General features: G+C 57.1%; 14 protein-coding genes and 1 pseudogene. 11 read left to right on the top strand and 4 right to left on the bottom strand.

Annotated features, from left to right (window positions below):
* Position 1 precedes the first annotated feature (1 nt).
* Positions 2 to 1327, bottom strand: coding sequence for a type IIL restriction-modification enzyme MmeI (locus LG294_RS12325; RefSeq protein ID WP_404286129.1), 1326 nt, complete (start codon positions 1325 to 1327; stop codon positions 2 to 4).
* Here LG294_RS12325 and LG294_RS12320 point away from each other — a divergent pair.
* The 6 genes and pseudogenes from LG294_RS12320 to LG294_RS12295 form a co-directional block, all read left to right on the top strand.
* Positions 1300 to 2076 (top strand): annotated as a pseudogene (locus LG294_RS12320) (recombinase family protein); the annotation flags it as partial. The gene LG294_RS12325 and the pseudogene LG294_RS12320 sit on opposite strands and share 28 nt — an antisense overlap.
* Positions 2077 to 2472: 396 nt before the next feature.
* Positions 2473 to 2649, top strand: coding sequence for a hypothetical protein (locus LG294_RS12315; protein ID WP_404291834.1), 177 nt, complete (start codon positions 2473 to 2475; stop codon positions 2647 to 2649).
* A 31-nt stretch (positions 2650 to 2680) separates the two neighbouring features.
* Complete coding sequence (drmA, locus tag LG294_RS12310; RefSeq protein WP_404286127.1) at positions 2681 to 6376, top strand: DISARM system helicase DrmA; 3696 nt, start codon at positions 2681 to 2683, stop codon at positions 6374 to 6376.
* The gene (drmB, locus tag LG294_RS12305; protein WP_404286125.1) at positions 6376 to 8427 is read left to right on the top strand and encodes a DrmB family protein; all 2052 of its coding nucleotides are present in this window, start codon (positions 6376 to 6378) and stop codon (positions 8425 to 8427) included. Before drmA ends, drmB begins: the two co-directional genes overlap by 1 nt.
* Complete coding sequence (drmC, locus tag LG294_RS12300) at positions 8417 to 9118, top strand: DISARM system phospholipase D-like protein DrmC (RefSeq protein WP_404286123.1); 702 nt, start codon at positions 8417 to 8419, stop codon at positions 9116 to 9118. The genes drmB and drmC overlap by 11 nt, the downstream gene beginning before the upstream one ends.
* A gap of 147 nt (positions 9119 to 9265) precedes the next feature.
* Positions 9266 to 11056: a DUF262 domain-containing protein gene (locus LG294_RS12295; protein ID WP_404286121.1), complete on the top strand. Its 1791-nt coding sequence runs from the start codon at positions 9266 to 9268 to the stop codon at positions 11054 to 11056.
* 215 nt (positions 11057 to 11271) lie between these two features.
* On the opposite strand, the gene LG294_RS12290 is transcribed toward LG294_RS12295, so the two are convergent.
* Complete coding sequence (locus LG294_RS12290) at positions 11272 to 12414, bottom strand: glutamate--cysteine ligase (protein WP_404286119.1); 1143 nt, start codon at positions 12412 to 12414, stop codon at positions 11272 to 11274.
* A 157-nt stretch (positions 12415 to 12571) separates the two neighbouring features.
* Positions 12572 to 13813, bottom strand: a complete 1242-nt coding sequence (locus LG294_RS12285; protein WP_404286117.1) for an SAM-dependent methyltransferase — start codon at positions 13811 to 13813, stop codon at positions 12572 to 12574.
* A 499-nt stretch (positions 13814 to 14312) separates the two neighbouring features.
* On the opposite strand from LG294_RS12285, the gene LG294_RS12280 reads away from it, so the two are divergent.
* The 4 genes from LG294_RS12280 (at position 14313) to LG294_RS12265 (ending at position 19204) form a co-directional block, all read left to right on the top strand.
* Positions 14313 to 15854, top strand: a complete 1542-nt coding sequence (locus tag LG294_RS12280; protein ID WP_404291748.1) for an amino acid permease — start codon at positions 14313 to 14315, stop codon at positions 15852 to 15854.
* Positions 15855 to 16046: 192 nt separating this feature from the next.
* Positions 16047 to 16343 carry a co-chaperone GroES gene (gene groES, locus LG294_RS12275; RefSeq protein ID WP_096283020.1) on the top strand — a complete coding sequence of 99 codons (297 nt, stop codon included), beginning with the start codon at positions 16047 to 16049 and terminating at the stop codon, positions 16341 to 16343.
* A gap of 100 nt (positions 16344 to 16443) precedes the next feature.
* Positions 16444 to 18042, top strand: coding sequence for a chaperonin GroEL (groL, locus tag LG294_RS12270; RefSeq protein ID WP_404286115.1), 1599 nt, complete (start codon positions 16444 to 16446; stop codon positions 18040 to 18042).
* Between the two features lie 166 nt (positions 18043 to 18208).
* Entirely contained in the window at positions 18209 to 19204 is a 996-nt protein-coding gene (locus LG294_RS12265; RefSeq protein ID WP_404286113.1) for an NADP-dependent oxidoreductase, read from the top strand.
* A gap of 46 nt (positions 19205 to 19250) precedes the next feature.
* Here LG294_RS12265 and LG294_RS12260 read toward each other — a convergent pair whose 3' ends face one another.
* Positions 19251 to 19853: a TetR/AcrR family transcriptional regulator gene (locus LG294_RS12260; protein ID WP_404286111.1), complete on the bottom strand. Its 603-nt coding sequence runs from the start codon at positions 19851 to 19853 to the stop codon at positions 19251 to 19253.
* Positions 19854 to 20167: 314 nt separating this feature from the next.
* On the opposite strand from LG294_RS12260, the gene LG294_RS12255 reads away from it, so the two are divergent.
* Positions 20168 to 22267 (top strand): acyltransferase family protein, encoded by a 2100-nt coding sequence (locus LG294_RS12255; RefSeq protein ID WP_404286109.1) that lies wholly within the window; start codon positions 20168 to 20170, stop codon positions 22265 to 22267.
* Positions 22268 to 22286 lie beyond the last annotated feature (19 nt).

The raw sequence follows: 22286 nt of genomic DNA, 5'->3' as shown, positions 1-22286 counted from the left end.
GTCAGTCGAAGAGCGCCGTAGCCTCTGTATTATCAGTCATCCGCTGCACGTGGTGACTATCGGGATTTATAACTCCTGTTTGTGCGCGTCTATGATTTTCTTCCAACAATCGGTCAAGAATTTCTATGCGAGCACTGGGACTGATCGTCCAGCGTTCCATTTTCCTATATTCGTGAAAACCATGTTCGAGGTCGATGTTGTGCCAGCCATATGCGTGGAGGACAGTCTGGTCAAGCTCAGCATGAAGGTGACGTAGTCGAGCTATGTCATCATCCACGGCATCGTTGACTGCAGGGTCATTTACTAAGTTGTAGATTTTCGTCATCCCAAGGTTGCGACGAAGCATAATGGCTCTACGCTCCTCCTCAAGTACACGTCCCACCCCCACTAATGCTTCGGTGATGTTTGGTCGCGGGAATGTTTCAAATACATCAGACGGCGTATATCGTGGATCGTTACGTAATCCCGATCCGTAGGTAATCGCCCAAATTTGGTGCAAACTTGACGACAAGACAGCTTGGTCACCGTAATTATCCGTGGCAAAAACTACACATGCTTCACTCATCACTTGACCAGTGGCTACTCGAATTGGCATAACAGTCTTGCTGACACGTGCGATGACCAGCACCTCAGAAAAGCCTGCGATCGCTTTGCGCAATGCTGGACGTTTTTCACCGTATTGCCACCACCGTTCTGGAAGCGGGCGCCTAAGCGCGAATGAACCATCCCCTTTTAATCTCCTGCGTTCTGGTCTTACAAGGTCTTCGAGGCGAGCAAAAGGCAGCACAAAGATCGCCGATTCATGCTCGGATCTGTCGTTAAAATCCACGACCCAACGAGAAGCAGAGCTGTCGGGTCGCGAGTTCAAGTCTTCGCCATTGAGATACGGAAACAGTACCTCAGCATTGCGCGTATCGGAGGCAATCCACTCTTGCGCCTGCAATTCATCTAAAACAAATCCTTTTCCAAGAACAATGCAACCTTGGAAGCCGACTCCTTTGTTCTCTTCAAGACGAAGTGGGTTTCCTTCAACCCGTCCAACTGGTTCGAGCAAGGTACTGATCCGACGGACCACATTGTTGTCGGCAGTGCGCGGTACCTCGTCTGGCACTTCTCCACGAGTACCCCAGACTGCAGCGTATTCCAGATTGGCACTTGCCGCTGGCCAAGGACGTGATTGGATTGCACGTGTAATTGTGAATCCGTTGTCAACCATCGCTTGCAGCCCGACTTCTCGAGTATCTCCTTGCGCAACCGTATTGGTCGCAATTAGTCCAAGAGTCCCATTTGCCTGCAACAGTGCCGTCACGCAGATACCAAAGGACATGTACATTCGATGAGATTGTAGTTGTGAATACAAATCAAGAACGACGGTGCGTAATCTATGCCCGGCTCAGCATCACCAAAGAAGAATCTGTCTCGATCGCCCGCCAGCTTCAGTCATGTCGAAGTTACGCCGAAGCCCGAGGGTGGGAGGTACGCGGCGAGTTTATTGATGATGGAGTTTCGGCCACAGTTAATCGGCCCGAAGATCGCAAGGGGTGGTCTGCACTCCTCGAATTAGGTGACTTCGATGCCGTGATTATATGGAAAGTTGACCGCCTCGCTCGGCGAGTTCTCGATTTTCTACACGCCGATGAAGCCCTCCAAGCCAAGGGCGCTGGTCTAGTAGCGGTTGATGATCCCATCGACATGACCAGTCCACAGGGAAGGGCTTTCGCAGTCATGTTGGCAGTCTTCGGCGAGATGGAGGCCGAAGCCATCCGAGCGCGTGTTCGTGCCGCCCGTCTCCAACTTCTACGTGAAGGTCGTTGGGGAGGAGGGGGCACACCGTACGGTTACAAAGCGGTGGAGAATGATAGTGGAGCGGGTTGGGTCCTAGGTATAGATTCGATTAGGTTCCCTTGGCTAGAGAAAATTATCGCCAAAGCGCAGGCCGGCGACACGGTGAACTCTATTTCCACCTGGCTAACACGGGAGAAGGCACCCCTGCCAAATGGATCAATGGAACGCAGACGCTCCCAAAGCACGGCGTGGAACCGCCAAACAGTTGACGGTATTCTTAGGAACCCAGCGATAGGAGGTATGACACCTCATAATCCTGGACGTGGCAAAAGCGGTAGACGCGTCGATCCGTTCGCTGTCTACCGTGACGATTTGGGGAATCCAGTGATCAGCGAACGTCTAGCGGTGCTGAGTTACACCGAGTTCGCTAACCTACAAGTTCAACTTGATACTCGTATATCGCCGCAAGCTAAGAAGCGAAGTGAACGTATCGAGACAAGTCCGTGGCTTTCAAGGTTGGTCACTTGCGACGGCTGTGACGTGCTCATGTGTCGAGGCTCGAACCAGCAAAAACCAGTGCTTTATTGCCCTAAATGCCGGCAAGTCATCGGGCGCTCTCGACTCGATCCATATCTGGCCGAACGATTGCTCAGCGAGCGTGGAGATAAGCCCTATCGAGGATCAACAGTGGCCGCATACTGGGCAGTCGCAGGCAGCAACGACCTCGAGCGGCGAATCATCCTTGCCTCGCAGATTGCCAAGCTGCGGCTACGTCGCGGCGTCGTAGGACGACGATTCGATGAAGAACGAATTCTGCTCGAATGGAACGTCGTTTCGAACGGATCAGACGAGGTACATCCATAATTGCCGGTAGTTAATGCCAGAATTGATATTTATGGGGCAGAACATAAAGCAGACAGCAGAACAGTCGCCGGCAAAGTATGAACTGGCACAAGAGCTTGATGGATCTTCATACGCTGTTCGTGAAAATCTCGTAGACATCTTAGAACGGGAGTTGCTAGGTCCGATCCACGGGTCACAAGAGCGACTCCCGTTCAGTCCACGATCCCATTACCTCGTGGGGCACATCGCACCCGTCAAACTCACCGGTTCGATTGTAGCGGCCGATGGCGATGACGGGAATGACCTTATAGAAGTTCGCACGAACGACGAAGCCGTCTCGGAAGGACGAGGTGTTCCTGCGCCCTCCGCTGACGATAGTGAAGTTGATGCGGACGACGATGACGTTGAGGACCGTGCACCCAAACAAGGTTTGATGATCCCGGCATCTATGGGGCTTCGCTTCCAAGTCCCGACGGATCAAAAAACGATCTCCGTTACCGCTTCATGGGGTACCTACGAAACCGTCGAAACTGACAAGACCTCCAAGAGCGGCCTCCCAATCCGGGAATACCAGCGCACGCCAGTTGAGGAAGTCCGCTTGATCCACCTTTCTACTGTTGAGCCCGGAAAGACGTCCAGTATTGAACTGCGTGAGTCGATCGTTCTTCGTATCGACCGCTACGACGACCCCGCCTACGAACGAACGTTGATCGAGATCGCGCTATGCAATGACCGTGAAACCCCGATGCCTATCCCCTCGAACATGTGGTTATTCCAAACCAAGCTCACCGTCGATAGTGGCGGTGCCGAAGTGTTCCTCCCTGTTCAGGACATGGTTGAGCAAGAATGGCCTGAGCACGACGAGGAACTCAAACGACTCAATCTCCAGTACCGCAATCGTTTGGAGTACGCCATCGGGCGCACTTGCTCGGCTGACTGGGTCGTCAAGGATGGTTCGCGGCGCGCAACGTCGGTCCAGACGACATGGTTGCCGATAAGCGAGACTCCTCAAACAAAGGCACGATCGGTCGATGCAGCTGAGCTATCGATGGATGTTCTTTCGAAGGCCACTTCAAAGGCGCTGCGGTTAGGCCTTGAGCCCTTGGTCGCCGGATACGGTGAGTGGATCGAGGAACAAACAGTGACCGCCACGAGCCTTCCGAGTCACCTTCAAGAGGCTGCTGACGTAACGCTGAGTGATGCGAGACAAGCACATAAGCGCCTTCAAATAGGACTTGAACACATTGCTACGAATGCTGATGCTCTACTCTGTTTCCAATTTATGAACAAGGTGATGCGTGATCAGCGTCTTCAGTCCCAAATTGCTGCTGCCCGCGCCGTCGATGCAACATTGAGCATTGCTGCCGCTCAAGAGAAAATTCAGGCACGTGGACGGAACGCTGCGTCCTGGCGTCCATTCCAGCTCGCGTTCATCTTGATGCAGCTCGGAGCCCTTACTGATCCGTCCGAGCCGATTCGAAGCGCTCCACATCTGTCTCGCGTTGAATTGCTATTCTTCCCGACAGGTGGCGGTAAGACTGAAGCCTATCTGGGTCTCGCTGCATATACGTTCGCAATTCGGCGTATACAAGGCATCGTTGAATCAAGCGATGGCCCACTGGACGGTCGAGACGGTATTGCAGTCCTAATGCGGTACACGCTCCGGCTCCTTACTTCGCAGCAATTTCAGCGTGCAACGACACTCGTTTGTGCAGCAGAACTTGCTCGGTTAGAAGACGTATCAACATGGGGTACCACGCCTTTCCGCATTGGACTCTGGGTCGGTACAGACGTAAGCCCAAAGCGTTTTGAAGAGGCAGACGAACAACTCAAGAGGGTGAACGAGGGCTACGGCCACAGGCTTACGGTACTGCAGATTCAGCGTTGTCCGTGGTGCGGTACCCCGATTACTGGCGCAAACGTCATCGCGGACAAGACCAAGCGTCGTATATTCGTGTACTGCGGAGAGGACTTAGCCCGCTGTCCATTTTCCAAGGGAGGTGGCGTGGAAGAAGGATTGCCAGTACTCACAGTTGACGAAGAAATCTACCGTCTAACTCCGGCATTCGTTATTGCAACGGTAGATAAATTCGCTCGGCTTGCTCGCGAAGGTGAGGCAGCCTCTTTGTTTGGTTATGTGAGCCGCAAGTGTGGACGACATGGCTATGTCCACGCCGACTACAGGCACTGCACGGGCGACTCTCATAACGCTATCAAGGGCAGGCTGCCTGCTACGACTGTAATACCGGTAGGCCGACTGCGTCCTCCGGACCTCATCATCCAAGACGAGCTACACCTGATTACCGGGGCGCTCGGTACCGCAGTCGGTCTGTTTGAAGTTGCGGTCGAGACACTTTCGTCATGGGCTAAGCCCGACGATTCACCGGTGAAACCGTTGATCGTTGCATCTACTGCAACGGTGCGTAATGCGCAAGACCAAGTACGAGGGCTCTATGGGCGAATGGTCGAGATATTCCCACCGCAGGTTCTCGACGTCGCAGACACATTCTTCTCGCAAGAGGTCAAAATCAGTGAAGAGAACCCTGGCCGTCGCTACATCGGAGTAAGTGCCCAGGGCGTCCGATTGTCGAGCGCCGAGATCCGTGTTGCTCAGGTGCTTCTATCAGCGGGACAGCTGCTTCTGGACCGAGCCGGTGCTGCTGCTGCTGATCCGTATATGACTCTTGTTGGGTACTTCAATGCGACGCGTGAGCTTGCGGGTATGGCACGGTACGTTGCCGATGACGTGCAGAGCCGAGTTTTCCAGCCTAGTAAAGACTCGGGTTTTCCTCGACGCTGGGGTTCTTACGGTGCTTTGAACGTAGGCGAACTGACCTCGCGTATCGCCTCGGCTCAAATTGGCCGGACCCTCGACCAGCTCGGGCTGGGATTCGATTCTGACTACGACTCATCCGATGCCGTTCAGAAACGTATCAGCGAGAAAAAGAAGTCTGGTCGAAAAATTGCGCCCTACGACGTAGTTCTCGCAACCTCGATGTTGCAAGTTGGCGTTGACGTACAGCGACTTGGGCTGATGCTCGTTGTTGGGCAGCCTAAGAACACGGCGGAGTACATTCAAGCATCATCCCGTGTCGGTCGAGATTCCAGTGAGCGCCCTGGACTCGTTGTATCCCTCGGTAATTGGGCCCGTCCACGCGATCTGGCACACTTCGAGCAGTTCAAGCACTATCATGAGACTTTCTATGCCCAGGTTGAAGCGCTTTCAGTGACCCCATACTCTCCAACTTCCCTGCGACGGGGGATAGACGGTCTTCTTGTAAGCGTCGCCCGAGTCCTACAGGCGACTGTGAGTAATGGCCTGTCGCCGGAGAAAGCGGCTGGGAATATTGATTCCCAATTCGCAATGGTGCAAGCCCTTGGAGAGAAACTTAAGCACCGTATCGCCGCAGCATCACAAGACGAGTACGCGACGAAGCAGGCTCATGATCTGCTTGCCAACCGCATCGAACGGTGGAGTGCCCGTGCAAAAATCGCTCGAGGTAAACGCCAGGGCTTAGCGTATGAGAGAACTGGCAACGACGGTAAGTACATGCCGTTGATCATTAGTCCTGAGAATGTTACTGCCTCGGGAAGTAATGCTCAGGACGCACCGTTCGTCATAGCGAATTCGATGCGGGAAGTACAGCCTGAGATCAATGTTTTAGTTAGTCCGGTCGCGGATCGACTCTACGCCCGTGTGCCTGATAATGTCACACCTTGGGTGCTTCCGATAGGAGATGAAGACTGATGAGTGAACTTATCGATCCGCACCCAGAAGCCGAGATGCCGCACAACGGCGAAGTTTCCCTCGATCCGCTGCGTGACGCAGAGGAGGGACTAGGTGGGAGGAACCGTGCCAAAGTAGGGTCTGCCCGACCGTCATCATTGCTTTACACCTACGGTCCAGGCGCCATCATGGATCTCCCCAACTTCTCCGTGATGCCTGCTGGTCTCGGAGATTGGGAACCGATCTGGAAACGCCGTGAGAATATCCCTAACATTATCGAACCTCGTCTGCTAGACGTTGTTCGTTTGCATCTTGGGCCGCAGGTCACCGCATTACGGCCGTTCCCGTGGCAGCCGAAGAAGATGGGGACGTCGATCGAAGGCACAGACCTTGGGATCCCTGCCCGCGTATTCCCGCAGTGGATGCGATGCACTGGTTGCAATCTTCTTGCGCCGTTGACACGTTTTAATTACAAGAACACGCAACCGTTCCGTCCTGATCAGGCTCAGTTTACCCACGAACGATGCCCAGGGCTACGAGGCAATAACAAAGGCTCGAAACAAGGACGACCTGCAGTTCCTGCTCCACACCTACTGACCTGCGCAAATGGTCACCTCGATGAGTTCCCATATGATCTTTGGGTTCATCGCGGTCAGAAATGTGTCAAGGCTGAGAACCCAGACCTCCAGATGCGCGACCCTAATTTGGGCAAGAGCGTCGGATCGATCATCACATGCGTCGCCTGCAGAGAAACACGAGGCATGGCAGAGGCGCAAGGTTCCGCAGGTCGCGAAAAACTACCCTCACTATGCCGTGGGCGACATCCGCATCTTGAAGACTTCGATAGCGAATGCGACGCTCGTCCAGCCTTCATCATGATGGGTGCGTCTAATTTGTGGTTCGCTTCGACTCAGTCGATCATCGTTATGCCACGCAGCGAGAAAGAAGTAAAGGAAATTCTCGCAGCAAAGCTAAGGGCCGAACTGGGAGAAAAGCGGCTGACTCGGTATGCCGACGACCTGGAAACCTTGCGTGACGTAGCCGAGGGCAAGGTAGATCTTACGCAGCTTGACGACGTCGAACTTTCGGCAGCTGTTAAAGAGGCGCTGGCCCCGGCCGAGCCCGATGAGGTACGTGAGAACAAACGGGACAATTGGGACCCGACTGATCTCTTGGTACCAGAATGGCGGTACCTTCAGAAGCCGACGCTTTTCCCTCAACAGGAAGACCTCAACGGCCTCATGGTCACTGAGGTACCACTTTCGACGGAGTTGCATCCACAAATTAAACGAGTCGTGGCGGTCAACCAGATGAAGAAAGTCAACGCTGTCTTGGGATTCACTCGACTGGACGAGATGGATCGAGTCAATGATCTTCCGGGGCGTTTGGTCAAACTTACAAGAAACGCTCGGCCGACCTGGATACCAGCAACCGAAGACCGAGGCGAAGGGATATTCCTTCAACTCGATCTCGATGCAGTTGAACTGTGGGAACAAGAGATCATTCGATCTTCGGTTTGGAAAGCACATCGGCAATCACACCGTCGAAATTTCGCACGTAGATTCTCTGAGACCGCCGAACAGATCGATCCTGATCTGCGCCTTCCAGCTCCTCGGTACTGGTTGCTTCATACTCTTGCTCACGTGCTTATTCGCGAGATGGCAATGTCGAGTGGTTATGGTGCAGCAAGTCTCACGGAACGCATTTACGGTTGGACAGCAGGACCCGATCGCGATGCTGCCGCTGGCCTGCTTATCTGCACGACGGCCTCGGACAGCGAAGGAACACTCGGTGGCTTGGTCGCGCTCTCAGCTCCAGAACGTCTACACGCTTTAGTAGTGTCCGCATTGAGACGTGCCAGCCGGTGTTCCTCTGACCCCATTTGCGCTGTTCGCTTACCTAGCGATCCCGAAGACTTCCTCCATGGGGCCGCGTGTCACTGCTGTTCGTTCGCCTCTGAAACCTCTTGCGAACGAGCAAATCGGTTCCTTGATCGACGCTTCCTGCTTGATCTTCCTTCTGCAAATAGTGACAACGTGTCTGGCTTCTTCGGGAGGGCTGATGCCATCTGACTCTTTCGCGGAGTTGGGTCGGTTTCTTACGGCTAGCGAAGCTGAAGGGCTTGCGGCTCAACTTGCCAGCGGACTACACGCACAGCGTGCGTTGGGAGCCGTTAACTCGACGAGAAGACCAGAAGTGCGACGTTTGCTCACTGAAGCCGGATTGAACCAGGGAGATCGTGATCGTTTTGTGGCCGTTCTTCGCGCCATTGCTGGAGCAAAGTCACTCTCCAAAGATCTCACTCCGGTGTGGACTATGCCCGGTAACGAAGCCCAAGTTGGCCATCTGACGGGGGAGTTTCATCGTGTTGTCAGCGCTGCACGAGTATCCGTGGTGTGCGCTACATATAATTTTCAGGAGACTTCACAAATGTGGGGAGTGCTAAAGGAAGCATCAGAACAGCCTGGAGTTCGAGTGACGGTCTATGTCGACGGCGATAAAGCTGATGGAGCCAAGGTCAAGAGACAGCTTCCAAACGCTGCAGTGTACGAGTCTGCAGTGTTGGATGGTAAACGTGTTGTCAGCCACGCCAAGTTCATCGTTATCGATGGTGAAATCATCTTACTTACCAGCGCGAACTTCTCGTACAGCGCTGAACAACGAAACGTCGAACTTGGGATTCTGATCAAGGACGCCGCGTTGGCTCGATCAATCGAGTCCACGATCGCCTCAAAGCAGACTACCCTGTACCGAAGAATATGATTCTCTGGAATTGACGGATAACCGCAGCTGCCCGTCACTTTCCTTGATGAAGGTTGCTTTCACCAGCGAAAGCGACGAAATTCTGTTCACACTCGTTGTAGATTAGATCAATGGTAGGCAAGATAGCACGAAAAATTAGGACGCGTTTTGGCAAAGTACACCGTTAATCAATTACCCGTGAGCACCTTGCTTTCGCAGGTGCAAAGCGAACAAATTGCTATCCCTGAGCTACAGCGCCCCTTTGTCTGGGACAGCGTAAAAGTTCGCGATCTCATGGACTCGCTTTATTGCGGTTATCCGGTTGGTTATCTAATCACGTGGCAATCTATTGGCGCACATTTAAAAGGTGGGAAAACAGCTGCGCATCAACAGATCTTGATTGATGGGCAACAACGGGTGACAGCAATTCAGGCGGCCGTCGCGGGCATGCCAGTAGTGACAAAGAAATACAGTAAGAAGCGCATTATTATTGCGTTCAACCCGGTCACGGAAGAATTCGCCACCCTGACGCCGGTGATTAGGAAAGATCCTCAATGGATCCCGGATATAAGCGAGATCTTCAAGAGTGCTGCCGCATTTAAATTCGTGGGGAACTACCTTCATCAGAATCCGAGCGTCGACCAGGACATTGCAGCCGAGAACATCGGTCGCCTTGCTGAGATCAAGAATGCCCAGATCGGGGTTATTGCACTAAGCGATGATCTAGACGTCGAGACGGTCTCTGAAATTTTCATTCGTATTAACTCAAAAGGAGTACCACTTTCTAGTGCGGATTTTGCGATGAGCAAGATTGCAACTTATGGCGATCGTGGCCGGAATCTTCGCAAGTTGATCGACTACTTCTGTCATCTGTCGGTGGCACCACATGCATATGAAGACATTGCAGAAAATGATACAGAGTTCGCTCAGTCTGAATACCTGCCGAAAATTAAATGGCTTAAGGACGATGCAGAAGATTTGTACGATCCAAGTTACAACGACATCGTACGCGTTGCCGGATTAGTAGGGTTCAATCGGGGCAAAGCATCATCAATCGTTAGTGAACTTTCAGGACGTGACCCAGAAAGCCGTAAGGTTGATGAATCCCGCATTCCGATGGCTTACGACAAACTCGAAGCGGCACTGCTCGAAATTACATCGAAATATCAGTTCGAGAATTTCGTCATGCTAATCAAGTCTGCCGGTTTTATATCGTCAAAACTTATCAATTCCAAAAACGCACTGAACTTTGCGTACGCGCTTTACCTGAAGCTGCGGCAAGACAAATCAATGAGTGAGGGGGAGCGTAAACGTATAACCCGTCGTTGGTTCGTGATGTCTGCACTTACCGGCCGACATTCCGGTAGCTTTGAATCTACTTGGGAACAAGATATGCGCAGAATTACCCAGCATGGAGCCGGTGAATATTTAGCACAGATCGAAAATTCTGAACTGAGTGAAAGCTTCTGGTCGGTGGCTCTGCCGCAGAATCTCGAGACAACGAGTACAAATAGCCCCTACTTCCAAACGTTTATCGCCTCGCAAGTCGCGGGCGGTGCGCGTGGTTTCCTGTCTAGGCACATTACAGTTGCAACGATGCAACAGCACTCTGGCGACATTCACCACGTCGTGCCCAAAAACTACTTGATCAAGGCCGGTCTCAAAGATAGGGCTGAGTATAATCAGGTTGCGAATTACGCTTTGACAGAGACTGCCGTTAATATCGCAATTAATGATGCGCCCCCAGCGGTTTACTTGGCACGTGTAAAGCAACAAATTGAGAAGCAAGTTCTAGACCTTGGGGAAATCGTCGATGACGTTGATCTTGAACAAAATTTGATGGAAAATGCGTTACCGGCGAGCTTAGAAAGTGTAGATTCCGTTAGCTACTTTGATTTTCTGAGCGAACGTCGTTTACTCATGGCGCGGGCTATCCAGCGATACTATGAAGTGCTTTAGAGCTGTCCACGAAGAGATTAGATTGCAAACCGGTTTGGAGATTCGGGGCACCACGTAGGTGCCTAAAGGCGCTCGAATTCTTCGAGTCGAAACTCGATGCTGTAATACGGGGCCACACGGAAGAACGAGGTCGGATGCGGACGACCGTTGGAATCAAGAAATTTGTGAATCCAACGGTCGCTACGTGGTGAAGATCCACTCAAAACAGAAGAGTTCTACACAGCCTTCATGCGGGCCACGTTCTCCTGCACCACTGCCTTGAAATCGCCACCGGACGCCACAAAGGTATTGCGCTGCAATTGGTATTCGGCGCCCCGTTCAATCAATCGGATGATGCCCTGAAGTTCGTCGGTGCAGCCGAGCTGCTCGGCGACCGGTGCCAGTCGCTTCACTTCGGCTCGCAGGTGATCGGTCACCAGCATCTCATCGCCTTGGGCGTTGAGGATGATGATGGCATCTAGCCCGTAACGGGCTGCCCGCCATTTGTTCTCCACCCGGTACCAAGCCGGCATGACTGGAACCTTGTACCCAGCCTCAATCGCCATGGACATGTCGTGGACCAAGCACTGGGTCAAAGCAGTAATGGCTGAGATATCTTCTAAGGAACTCATTCCGTCACAGATACGCATTTCCACGGTACCTAGACGATTGACCGGACGGACATCCCAACGAATCTCTGAGATGTCATCGATAACACCGGTGTGGAGCATATCGGCCACGTAGGCTTCGTACTCCGACCATGAATCAAAGTGGAAAGGAATCCCTGCGGTTGGCAGCTGCTGGAACATTAGTGCACGCTGCGAGGCATAGCCGGTGTCTTCTCCGCCCCAGTATGGACTGGAGGCGCTGAGTGCTTGGAAATGCGGCTGGTAGTTGATTAGACCATCGGTGATTGGCAGAGCCTTATCACGGTCATCAAGTCCTACGTGTACGTGAATGCCGTAGATGACCATTTGCCGTCCCCACCATTGGGTACGGTCAATCAGGTTTGCATAACGCTCTTTGTCGGTGACTGGCTGTGAGATCGGGGCGGCGAAGGGATGCGAACCAGCGGAATACAGGTCCACGCCGTGCTTCGCAGCCACCTGATTGAGCATGCGCACGTTGGTACGTAGCTCTTCTGCCGCGTCGGCGACAGTAGTGTGGACTCCGGTAACTATCTCTACGGTGTTCATCAGCAGCTCGGGCTTCACCGTGGGGTGCTCATCCTCGCTGCTTAGCCCTGCATCTTCCTTGAGCTGATCAAGGATTTTTTCGGCGACCGAGCACAAGTCCGCACTTTCGCGATTGACCAAGGCGATTTCCCATTCAACACCAATGGTGGACTGAGAAGACTTGGCGAACTCGATTTTCTGCACGGCGCTCCTAATGCTGACGTCTCGGACGGAAGGCTCCGGAGCCGAATAAAACTAGACGGTTAAACCATCGAATTATTCGAAGGCATTCCATTCTTATTGTAAGTTTTGCGTCACCCCTGCCATGACATTCATCCGGTGGGAGGTGCATCACTATAGATTAGTGCGGTTCCGCCTCGACGGCCACACGATTCTGGCCGATACGGGCAAGAATGAGCGTTGCGTGCTTCTTCGCCGACTTCGGGGCACCAGCCAGCAGGATGCGGCGCAGCTCCTCGGGCAACACATCCACTCCGCGCTTTTTGATATCCAAGCTGCCAATGCCGTTGGCCTTCACCCAGGACTTCAACTTCTTCACGTTGTAGTCGTGGACTTCTAACACCTTGAACCCGCGGGCGAATGGGGTCTGCAGCTTATCTGCGTGCGTGAAGTAGGCAATGTGCTCATCCAGCAAGTGTCCGCCGGTGGATTCGAGCAGTGTGGAAATCAGGTGCGAACGAATCACCGCACCATCGGGTTCATAGAGATGTGCTTGGAGTTTGCCTACGGGAGCCAGCGGATCCTGCTCCACGGTGAGCTCGCTGGTCAGTTCGTGAGCACCGGTTTTGTCGATGACCAGGGCCGCACGCGCTACGTCCGGACGTTTCAGCTTGCCGAACCACAACCCGGCTTCGATTACCGAGCCATGATCTGAAATCCACACAGCTTCGGCACCTGCCGGAATCGCTTCGTGGGGTAAACCCGGGCCTAGCTTGACGCCGACGTCCAGTCCGGAGTCTACGAGTTTTTCCACGAAGGACAGGGGAGGGGAGAAGGCTTCCGGGTCGAAGAGCCGGCGGGTGCTGCCTGTGACGTCGGTGCGTCGGGCTGGATCCAGCCACACGCCATCAATGCCGGTGAGGTCCACGGTCTCAGCGCTGCCGTGGACTACGCGGGCATTTTCGAAGGGCATCAAGTTCAGGGTGGTGGCCGCGGCGGTGGTTTCATCCTGTTCCACTGCAGTGACTTGCAGTCCGGCGCTGGCCAGGGCGATGGAATCGGCACCGATGCCACAACCCAAGTCAGCCACGTGCGTGCTGCCAGCCTGGACGAAGCGGCGGGCGTGCAGCCCCGCGATAGTCAGGCGGGTGGCTTGCTCAAGCCCGGCGGGAGTGAAGATCAAAGTGTCGGCAAAGGGGCCAAACTTGACCCGGCCACGGAAGCGCAGCTCGGCTTGGGAGATCACGGCACGCACTACTTGGGCGTCATGGCCTTCCTTGCGCAGTTTTTCGTTCAACGACCACGCGGCATCTTTGGTTGCCACCATGGACGGATCGACGGTCGCCAACAGAGCCCACCCCTCGGGGGAGAGGAGAGCTGCGAACTGGTCGTTGAGTGCTGAATCATTTGAAGCCTGGGCCATGGAACAAGCCTATCGTCATCCGGCACCCTTCCCGACGTTCGGGCTTTCGAGGCCTCGGGGTACGTGCGAAGGGCACAATGTGACAAATGTGCGTCATATTTAAATCGGTTGTCCCGAGTTATCAAGCCCTGCGAAATGTAGCGGGAGGAGCGTCATTCCGAGGCTTTTGTGTGCGAGCTGAGTGCAGAGGAAGGCGCGAGTGGCCCATTCTTAGGGCAAGAGGTACTAACTCTCGCATGGGTCAAGACCAAGCAAAGCATGATTCTTGGATAGGGCACCTTTCATCTCGGTCGCTGCACTAGCGGCCATGCTTTAGTCTTCTCCGACTCGCGAGGCGAAGCGGCTTGAGCTTACGGAACCGAAATCGGTGCCTTTGACGGTGGAGTGAGAGATGCACTGACTCCCTGTCAGCTGTGGCGCACGTCGCATCATGCCCGTCTTGCCGTGTTGTATGTCACCTGTGAACAAACTTAGGCAGAGCACGAGTCAACCCGCAACGGTGCAGCGTGGCACCGCGGCGGAGAATTCAACAACGGGAACGGATCCAGGCCAGCACCAGCTCAAGCGCGGGCTCAGCAGCCGCCACTTGCAGATGATCGCCATTGGCGGCTCGATAGGCACAGGGCTGTTCGTGGCTTCCGGCGGCACCATCGCCCAAGCCGGACCGGGCGGAGCACTGCTGGCCTACGCCGCGGTGGGCCTCATGGTCTACCTCTTGATGCAGTCACTGGGGGAGATGACCGCCAAGATCCCGGTGGCTGGATCCTTCCAGACCTTCGCCACCCGCTTCGTCTCGCCTTCCTTCGGCTTTGCCATCGGCTGGAACTACTGGTTCAACTGGGCCATCACCGTCGCGGCAGAACTTGTCGCCGCCGGCATCGTCATGAGCTTCTGGCTCCCCGACGTTCCGGGCTGGATCTGGGCCGGGGCATTCCTGGTGGCGCTCACGGCGCTGAATGCCCTGTCTGCCAAGGCTTTCGGCGAAGGTGAGTTCTGGCTGGCCATGATCAAGGTCGTCACCGTAGTCGCATTCCTGGCCGCCGGCATACTGATGATCTTCGGAGTGCTCGGAGCGCAAACCGACCCGCTGGCCAATTGGCGCGAAGACAAGGACGTCTTCCACGGCGGCTGGTTATCCATCGTCTCGGTCTTCATGATTGCAGGTTTCTCTTTCCAGGGTACCGAGCTGGTGGGTGTGGCCGCCGGCGAGGCCAAGGATCCACGCCGCGAAGTTCCCAAGGCCATCCGCCGGGTGTTCTGGCGCATCATGCTTTTCTACATTGGTGCCATCTTCGTCATTGGCTGCCTGATTCCCTTTGCCGACCCCAGCCTGCTGGCTAGCGGCGAAGCCGATGTGGCTTCCTCGCCGTTCACTCTGGTCTTCGAGCGCGCTGGCATCGCATTTGCCGCCGCCGCAATGAACGCAGTCATCCTCACCGCGATCCTCTCCGCGGGAAACTCGGGACTCTACGCCTCGACCCGCATGCTCTACTCCATGGCGCACGACGGCAAGGCGCCTAAGATCTTCGGACGCACCAACTCCCGTGGAGTGCCGATCATGGCTTTGCTGGCCACCTCGGCCGTGGGTCTCTTCGGCTTCTTGACCGCACTGGTGGGCCAAGGCGCCGCCTACACCTGGCTGCTGAACGTCTCCGGACTGTGCGGATTCATCGTCTGGGTGGGTATCGCCGTCTCGCACTACCGCTTCCGCCGCGGCTATCTGGCGCAGGGATATAGCGTCAAAGACCTGCCGTATCTCGCGCCACTGTTCCCGTTGGGACCCATCGTGGCCTTCGTGATGCTCATTGCGGTGATTGTCGGGCAGAACTACCAGGCGGTGATTGCCGGTCACGGGCTGGAAGTGCTTTCGGCCTACATTGGGCTGCCGCTGTTCCTGGGTCTGTGGCTGGCGCACCGGATGGTCACTAAGTCCAAGGTGGTTAAGCTTTCCGAGATGGATCTCTCCGCTCCACAGGACATTGAGGAGTCGGCCGCTGTGCGCTCTGGGCGAACCAGTGTGACGAACTCGGTCAATCGTTAGCACTCGCCTTGACCGAGTGCTAATCCACGGCCTAAAGTCATCTGTGGGTGTCCATTTGAACAGGATTTTTATCCCGTTCAATGGGACACACCGCCTGACTGGATCACACCAACTGGCACCGCGACGACGGTTGGTCCAATGCCATAGGGCGAAACCCTACATTCATTGGTTCATACACGAAAAGGAGAGACCATGTCTGTCTCCATCAAGCCACTCGAAGACCGTATCGTCATCAAGCAGGTCGAGGCCGTAACCACCACCGCTTCCGGTCTGGTCATCCCTGACTCCGCCAAGGAAAAGCCACAGGAAGGCACCGTTGTTGCAGTAGGCCTAGGCCGCGTTGACGACAACGGCAACCGCATTCCTCTGGACGTTGCCGAAGGCGACGTGGTGCTGTACTCGAAGTACGGCGGAACCGAGGTCAAGGTCGGCAACGAAGAGTACCTGGTGCTCTCGGCTCGCGACGTCCTGGCTGTCGTCGTAAAGTAACGCCAACCTCGTAGTTCTCCGGTCCCAACCCCTTGTGCGCGAACGCGTTTGACGGGGTTCGGGGCCGAACTGCGACCGATGCTATTTCAGGAGTTAATGCATGGCTAAGCAGCTAGCATTCAACGAGGAAGCGCGACGCGCCCTCGAAGCGGGCATCGATAAGCTCGCAAACACGGTGAAGGTCACCCTCGGCCCACTAGGCCGTAACGTGGTGCTCGCCAAGAGCTGGGGCGCCCCGACCATCACCAACGACGGTGTCACCATTGCGCGTGAGATCGATCTGGAAGACCCATACGAGAACCTCGGCGCGCAGCTGGCCAAGGAAGTCGCTACCAAGACCAATGATGTTGCCGGCGACGGCACCACCACCGCGACCGTGCTGGCACAGGCACTGGTCAAGGAAGGTCTGAAGAACGTAGCGGCCGGCGCCGCACCAGGCGATATCCGCAAGGGCATCGAACTGGCAGTGGAGATTGTCGCCGAACGCCTGAAGGCTAACGCCGTGGCAGTCGAAGACAAGGTCGCCAACGTGGCAGCCATCTCGGCACAGGATGAGGAAATCGGCGCACTGCTCGCCGAGGCCTTCAAGACCGTGGGCACCGATGGTGTAATCACCATCGAAGAGTCCTCGACCACCGCCACCGAATTGGTCCTTACCGAGGGCATGCAGTTCGACAAGGGCTACCTGTCCCCGCAGTTCATCACCGATCAGGAACGTCAGGAAGTCGTCCTCGAAGACGCCGTCGTCCTGATCAACCCATCCAAGATCTCCACCGTGGCAGAATTCCTGCCACTGCTGGAAAAGGTGCTGGAGACCAAGAAGCCACTGCTGATCATCGCCGAGGACGTCGAGGGCGAAGCCCTGTCCACGCTGGTGGTCAACAAGCTGCGCGGCCTGCTGAACGTGGTTGCAGTCAAGGCTCCGGGCTTCGGCGACCGCCGCAAGGCAATGATGCAGGATCTCGCGATCCTCACCGGCGCCCAGGTTGTCTCGGCCGAACTCGGCCTGCAGCTGGACCAGGTCGGAACCGAGGTTCTCGGTTCCGCCCGCCGCGTGACCATCACCAAGGATTCGACCACCATCGTTGATGGCGCCGGAACCGAGGAAGATGTCGCCGAGCGCGTAGCCCAGCTGCGTGCAGAGCACGCCCGCACCGACTCCGAATGGGACCGCGAAAAGCTTGCCGAACGCCTGGCCAAGCTCTCCGGTGGCATCGGTGTCATCAAGGTCGGCGCCTCCACCGAGGTTGAGCTCAAGGAACGCAAGCACCGCATCGAGGACGCAGTGTCCTCGACCCGTGCGGCGCTCGAAGAGGGCATTGTCGCCGGTGGCGGTACCGCACTGGTTGACGCGCTCTCGGCACTGGACGAAGACGCACGCGTCGCCGCTGCGACCGGCGATCTGGCAGCCGGCGTGGGCATTGTGCGCCGCGCACTGGTTCAGCCACTGTTCTGGATCGCTACCAACGCCGGCTACGACGGCGCTGTAGTAGCTTCCAAGGTGGCCGAAACCGGTCCGAACGAGGGCTTCAACGCCAAGACCGGCGTCTACGAGAACCTGCTCAACGCAGGTGTCATCGACCCGGTCAAGGTCACCCGTTCGGCGCTGCATAACGCAGCCTCGATCGCGGCCCTGGTGCTGACCACCGAAACCTTGGTTGCCGAGAAGGCTCCCGAGGAACAGGCTCACGCACACTAGCAGTACCTAAGGCCGCCGCTTCCCCTTAAGTCTTGTGGGGAGGTGGCGGCTTTTTGCTGCCCTTTTGTGATTATCGGCACCGTTGACATGATTAATGAGTGCGCTCATAATTGATTTGAATCAATTAATTGGCGGTTGCCAGCCACCTTGCATCAGGAGTTCACCAATGCGCGCATTCATTATTGAGAAATACAAGGGCGTCCTGCGCGAAGCTGAAGTCCCGGAGCCTAGCGTGGGGGAGCGGGATGTGCTCATCGAGGTCGCGGCGGCCGGCGCAAACCAGCTGGATGCGAAGATCCGCGCCGGTGAATTCAAGGCGATCCTGCCCTACAAGCTGCCGCTGGCTCTTGGCCACGATGTCGCCGGAACCGTCATTGGTGTCGGGTCGGGCGTCCAGGGCTTCGCCCTCGGGGACCGGGTCTATGCCCGCCCGCGCGATCACCGGATCGGAACCTTTGCCCAGCGCATCGCCGTCGACGAGTCGGAGGTTGCCCTGGCGCCGAAGACGATCGACCTGGCGCAAGCCGCATCCCTTCCCTTGGTTGCACTCACCGCCTGGCAAGCGCTGGTCGAGCGTGGAAACCTGCAGGCGGGGCAAAAGGTCCTCATCCATGCCGGCGCCGGCGGCGTAGGCACCATTGCCATCCAGCTGGCCAAGCACTTGGGAGCCCATGTGGCGACCACTGCCTCCGCAAAGAACGCCGAATTCCTGCGTGGGCTCGGCGCCGACCAAGTTATCGACTACCGGACCCAGGACTTCGCGGCTGAGCTATCTGATTTCGACCTGGTGCTGGACAGCCTGGGTGGTGAGAACCTGTCCAAGTCGTTGACGGTCCTTCGCGCCGGAGGCAAGGCCATTGGAATAACCGGTCCTCCCACCCCGGAATTTGCCGCAGAGAACGGCTTGAACCCCGTCATGGGGCTGGTGACCCGAGCGCTCAGCTCAAAAATACGCAAGCAAGCCAAAATCCTGGGCGTGGAATACGAGTTCCTCTTCATGAAGCCCAGTGGCAGCCAGCTGCGCCGCATCGCCGAACTGGTGGACGCCGGAGCCATCAAACCCGTAGTCGGCAAGACCTATGCCTTTGAGCAGACTTCCGAAGCCCTTGGTGCTCTGGCCGAAGGCGGCCTGCGGGGAAAGGTCGTCATCACCGTGCCGTAGCGTGAGGAAAGACGCAACCGGAAATCTCGTCCTCCCCTTGCTTCGGCTAGTCCGGGAGGATGGCGTCGATCTGGGCGCGCATGCCCGCCGCTAGCTGCGCATTGGAGATCTCCGGGCTGATTGCTGAAGCCATGGCCACGAACTGGATCGAGGAGATGGCTCGCGCCAGCGTTTCGGCCTTCGCTGCGTCCAGGCTGCGATGCTTGATGAGTATTTCTGCGATGGCGTGCTCGGTCTGCCCGACGATTTTCAGCGCTTCGCCATGATGCGGTTCGGTGGGATCGCCAAAGAGCATCTCGCGCAGGTAGGTGCGCCCGTTCTCAACCTGCACCCGGTTGCACTCGATGATGGGCAGCAGCAGCTCCATGATGCCGTCCAGTGCATTCGAGGACGCAGCTGCCGCAGCGATGCCCCGCTCCAGGGAGCTTGCATAGTGGTGGTTCTGCACAAGCAGCAGCAGCTCGCCCTTCGTCCTGGCATAGAGGAAGAGGGTGCCGGTGCCGATGTCCGCCGCTTCGGCGATCTGCTGGGTGGTGACCTCGTCAACACCGCGCGCGGCAAATAGCTCGCTGGCCGCGGCGATGATCCGTTCAAGCTTTGCTTGCTTGTTGCGTTCACGCCGCCCTGGCGGTGGGGCTGTTGGTGGCATCGGGCAATCTCCTGGGCCAAACACGAATAGAGTCAGTCATGAGTCTAGTCAATAGCGCGTGGACTCGCCTCCATCCCGACCCCGGACGCCGCTCAAGGCACGCCCGCTGTGACCTAAGCAGTTCGCCCTTGCGGGGCACGTAAATTATGCAAGTCAGAACGGTTACCTCGATGCTCATATCCGTTCAATGGCCCGGTCGCACAGCTTAGGCAAAGCAGATGGCCAACTGCCCTTGGTAGAATCTTTGGTTGTCCGGTGCCGATCCCTGCCATCTTGGACAACCGCCCGCCAAACGACGAGGAGAGCCGCGCCAAGTGTCACCAGCGATCCCCAGCCCACGGAGCACCGTGCAGCGCGCGGAATTCCGTGCCGATTTGCAGGGACTGCGGGCGCTCGCCGTGCTATTGGTGATGTGCTATCACATCTGGTTCCAACGCGTCTCCGGCGGCGTGGACATCTTCTTGATGCTCTCGGCCTTTTTCCTCACCGGCTCGCTGGTGCGCAAGCTCCAGGCGGGGGACAAACCCTCGCTGCTAGGCAACTGGCTGCACCGCTTCTCCCGATTGCTGCCGCAGGCGGCGCTGATCATCGTGGCCACCGCGCTCACCGCCTGGCTGGTGCTGCCTGGAACGCGCTGGCTGGCGCTCATCCGGGAGGCCTTCTCCTCCCTGTTCTTCACGCAGAACTGGACGCTGGCCACCGCCGAGGTGGACTACTACGCGTTCAACACCTCCGCCGCCAGCCCGCTGCAGCACTTCTGGTCGCTTTCGGTTCAAGGGCAGATCTTCCTGCTCTGGCCACTGCTGCTCATCGGCTGCGCGCTGCTCTGGCGGCGCTATTTCTCCCGGCAGAGCTTCGCGCTTGTCGCGTCCATCATGTTCGCCGCCATCTTCGCCGGTTCGCTGAGCTACTCCATCTACCTCACCGAGGCCAACCAGCGGCTGGCCTACTTCCACACCGGCGCCCGGCTGTGGGAGTTCGCGCTCGGCTCGCTGCTGGCCTTGGGTCTGCCCGCTTTGTCCCGGCTGCCCGAGGCGCTGCGCCGGGCTGGAGGCTGGGCCGGACTGGTGGTCATCATCGGCTGCGGCGCGCTGCTCGACGTACAGGGCCAGTTCCCCGGCTACCTCGCGCTGGTACCCACCCTGGGCGCCGCCCTGCTGGTCATTTCCCCGGGAACCAAGCGCCGGATCAACCCCGCAGGCTGGCTGGGCGCCGCGGTGCTGGTGAAGCTCGGCGCGCTGTCCTACGGCATGTACCTGTGGCACTGGCCGCTGCTGGTGTTCTACCTGCACTTGGCACCGGTGGACCATGCCTCGCCGCTGGCCGGAGCATTGCTGATCGGTGCCTCCATCGCGCTGTCCTGGGCGAGCACCCGCTGGGTGGAGAAACCGCTGCTGGCGGTGCAGCGGGCCGAGGTGCTGCCGGTCCTGCGCTTCTTGGGCAAACCACAATTGGTCAGCCAGGCGCTGGTGATCGTGGTGGCCCTCTCGGTGGCCTCCGTGCCGATCGCCGCTTGGGAATCAAATGTCGAAAAGCGCCGCGCCCAAGCCGCCGCGCAGGCACCCGAGGAGAACCCCGGAGCCCAAGCTCCCGATGCCTGGGATCCGTCCCCGGCCGCGCTCACCCTGCCGCTGCGCACCGAGCTGGACACCGAATGGCAGACCCCGGGCCAGAGCTGCGATACCGAATACACCCCGCAGGATCCGGCGATCCTGTTCTGCAACCAGGGCGGGGACATCTGGCGCAAACCCGATCTGGTGCTGCTCGGCGACTCCCATGTGCAGCACTGGTCCGAGGCCGCAGCGCGGGCCATCGAAGAGGCCGGCGGCAGCTGGGTGATGATCTACCAGCCAGGCTGCCGCTACGGCTCCAGCGACAACCTGGCTGACCCCGAATGCGCCGCCTTCCAGCCCGCCGCCCGGGACTACGTGGAGCAGCTGGCCCCGCAAATGGTGCTCACCGTCGCCACGCACACCGTGCCCGGCGCCGACGCGCAAGGGCGCAGCGCCGGAGCCCAGGAAACCATGGTCGAGGACTACGCCGACGCCATCGAGCCCTTTGTGCAGGCAGGCAGCCAGGTCATCGCGATGCGCGACACCCCGCGCTATGAATATTCAATCCCCGAATGCGTGGACCGCAACCGGGCAGCGCCCGAGGCCTGCGATGCGCCGCGTGGCAGCAAACTGGCCGAGGCCAACCCGGTGGACCAGTTCCTTGACACGCACGACTACGGATCCCGGGTGGTCTCCCTGGACATGAGCGAGCTGCTCTGCCCGGCGGGCACCTGCAAGGCGGTGATCGGCAACGTGCTGGTGTATCTGGATGATTCGCATCTGTCCAAGACTTTTGTGAACAGCGCCGCGGATCGCTTCGCAAAGTACTTCACGCAGGCCACCGGCTGGAATAAGGAATAAATAAGCGCCTGAATGACGT

The organism is Glutamicibacter arilaitensis, from assembly GCF_044793945.1.
GTDB lineage: Bacteria > Actinomycetota > Actinomycetes > Actinomycetales > Micrococcaceae > Glutamicibacter > Glutamicibacter arilaitensis_B.
Note: the sequence above shows the minus strand (reverse complement) of the source record. Positions and strands in the feature narration are given on the sequence as shown.

Excerpts from the sequence above, each read along its gene's own strand:
- LG294_RS12325 (WP_404286129.1), bottom strand. The coding sequence starts at position 1,327 with ATGTCCTTTGGTATCTGCGTGACGGCACTGTTGCAGGCAAATGGGACT.
- drmA (WP_404286127.1), top strand. The coding sequence starts at position 2,681 with ATGGGGCAGAACATAAAGCAGACAGCAGAACAGTCGCCGGCAAAGTAT.
- drmB (WP_404286125.1), top strand. The coding sequence starts at position 6,376 with ATGAGTGAACTTATCGATCCGCACCCAGAAGCCGAGATGCCGCACAAC.
- drmC (WP_404286123.1), top strand. The coding sequence starts at position 8,417 with ATGCCATCTGACTCTTTCGCGGAGTTGGGTCGGTTTCTTACGGCTAGC.
- LG294_RS12285 (WP_404286117.1), bottom strand. The coding sequence starts at position 13,813 with ATGGCCCAGGCTTCAAATGATTCAGCACTCAACGACCAGTTCGCAGCT.
- groES (WP_096283020.1), top strand. The coding sequence starts at position 16,047 with ATGTCTGTCTCCATCAAGCCACTCGAAGACCGTATCGTCATCAAGCAG.
- groL (WP_404286115.1), top strand. The coding sequence starts at position 16,444 with ATGGCTAAGCAGCTAGCATTCAACGAGGAAGCGCGACGCGCCCTCGAA.
- LG294_RS12265 (WP_404286113.1), top strand. The coding sequence starts at position 18,209 with ATGCGCGCATTCATTATTGAGAAATACAAGGGCGTCCTGCGCGAAGCT.
- LG294_RS12260 (WP_404286111.1), bottom strand. The coding sequence starts at position 19,853 with ATGCCACCAACAGCCCCACCGCCAGGGCGGCGTGAACGCAACAAGCAA.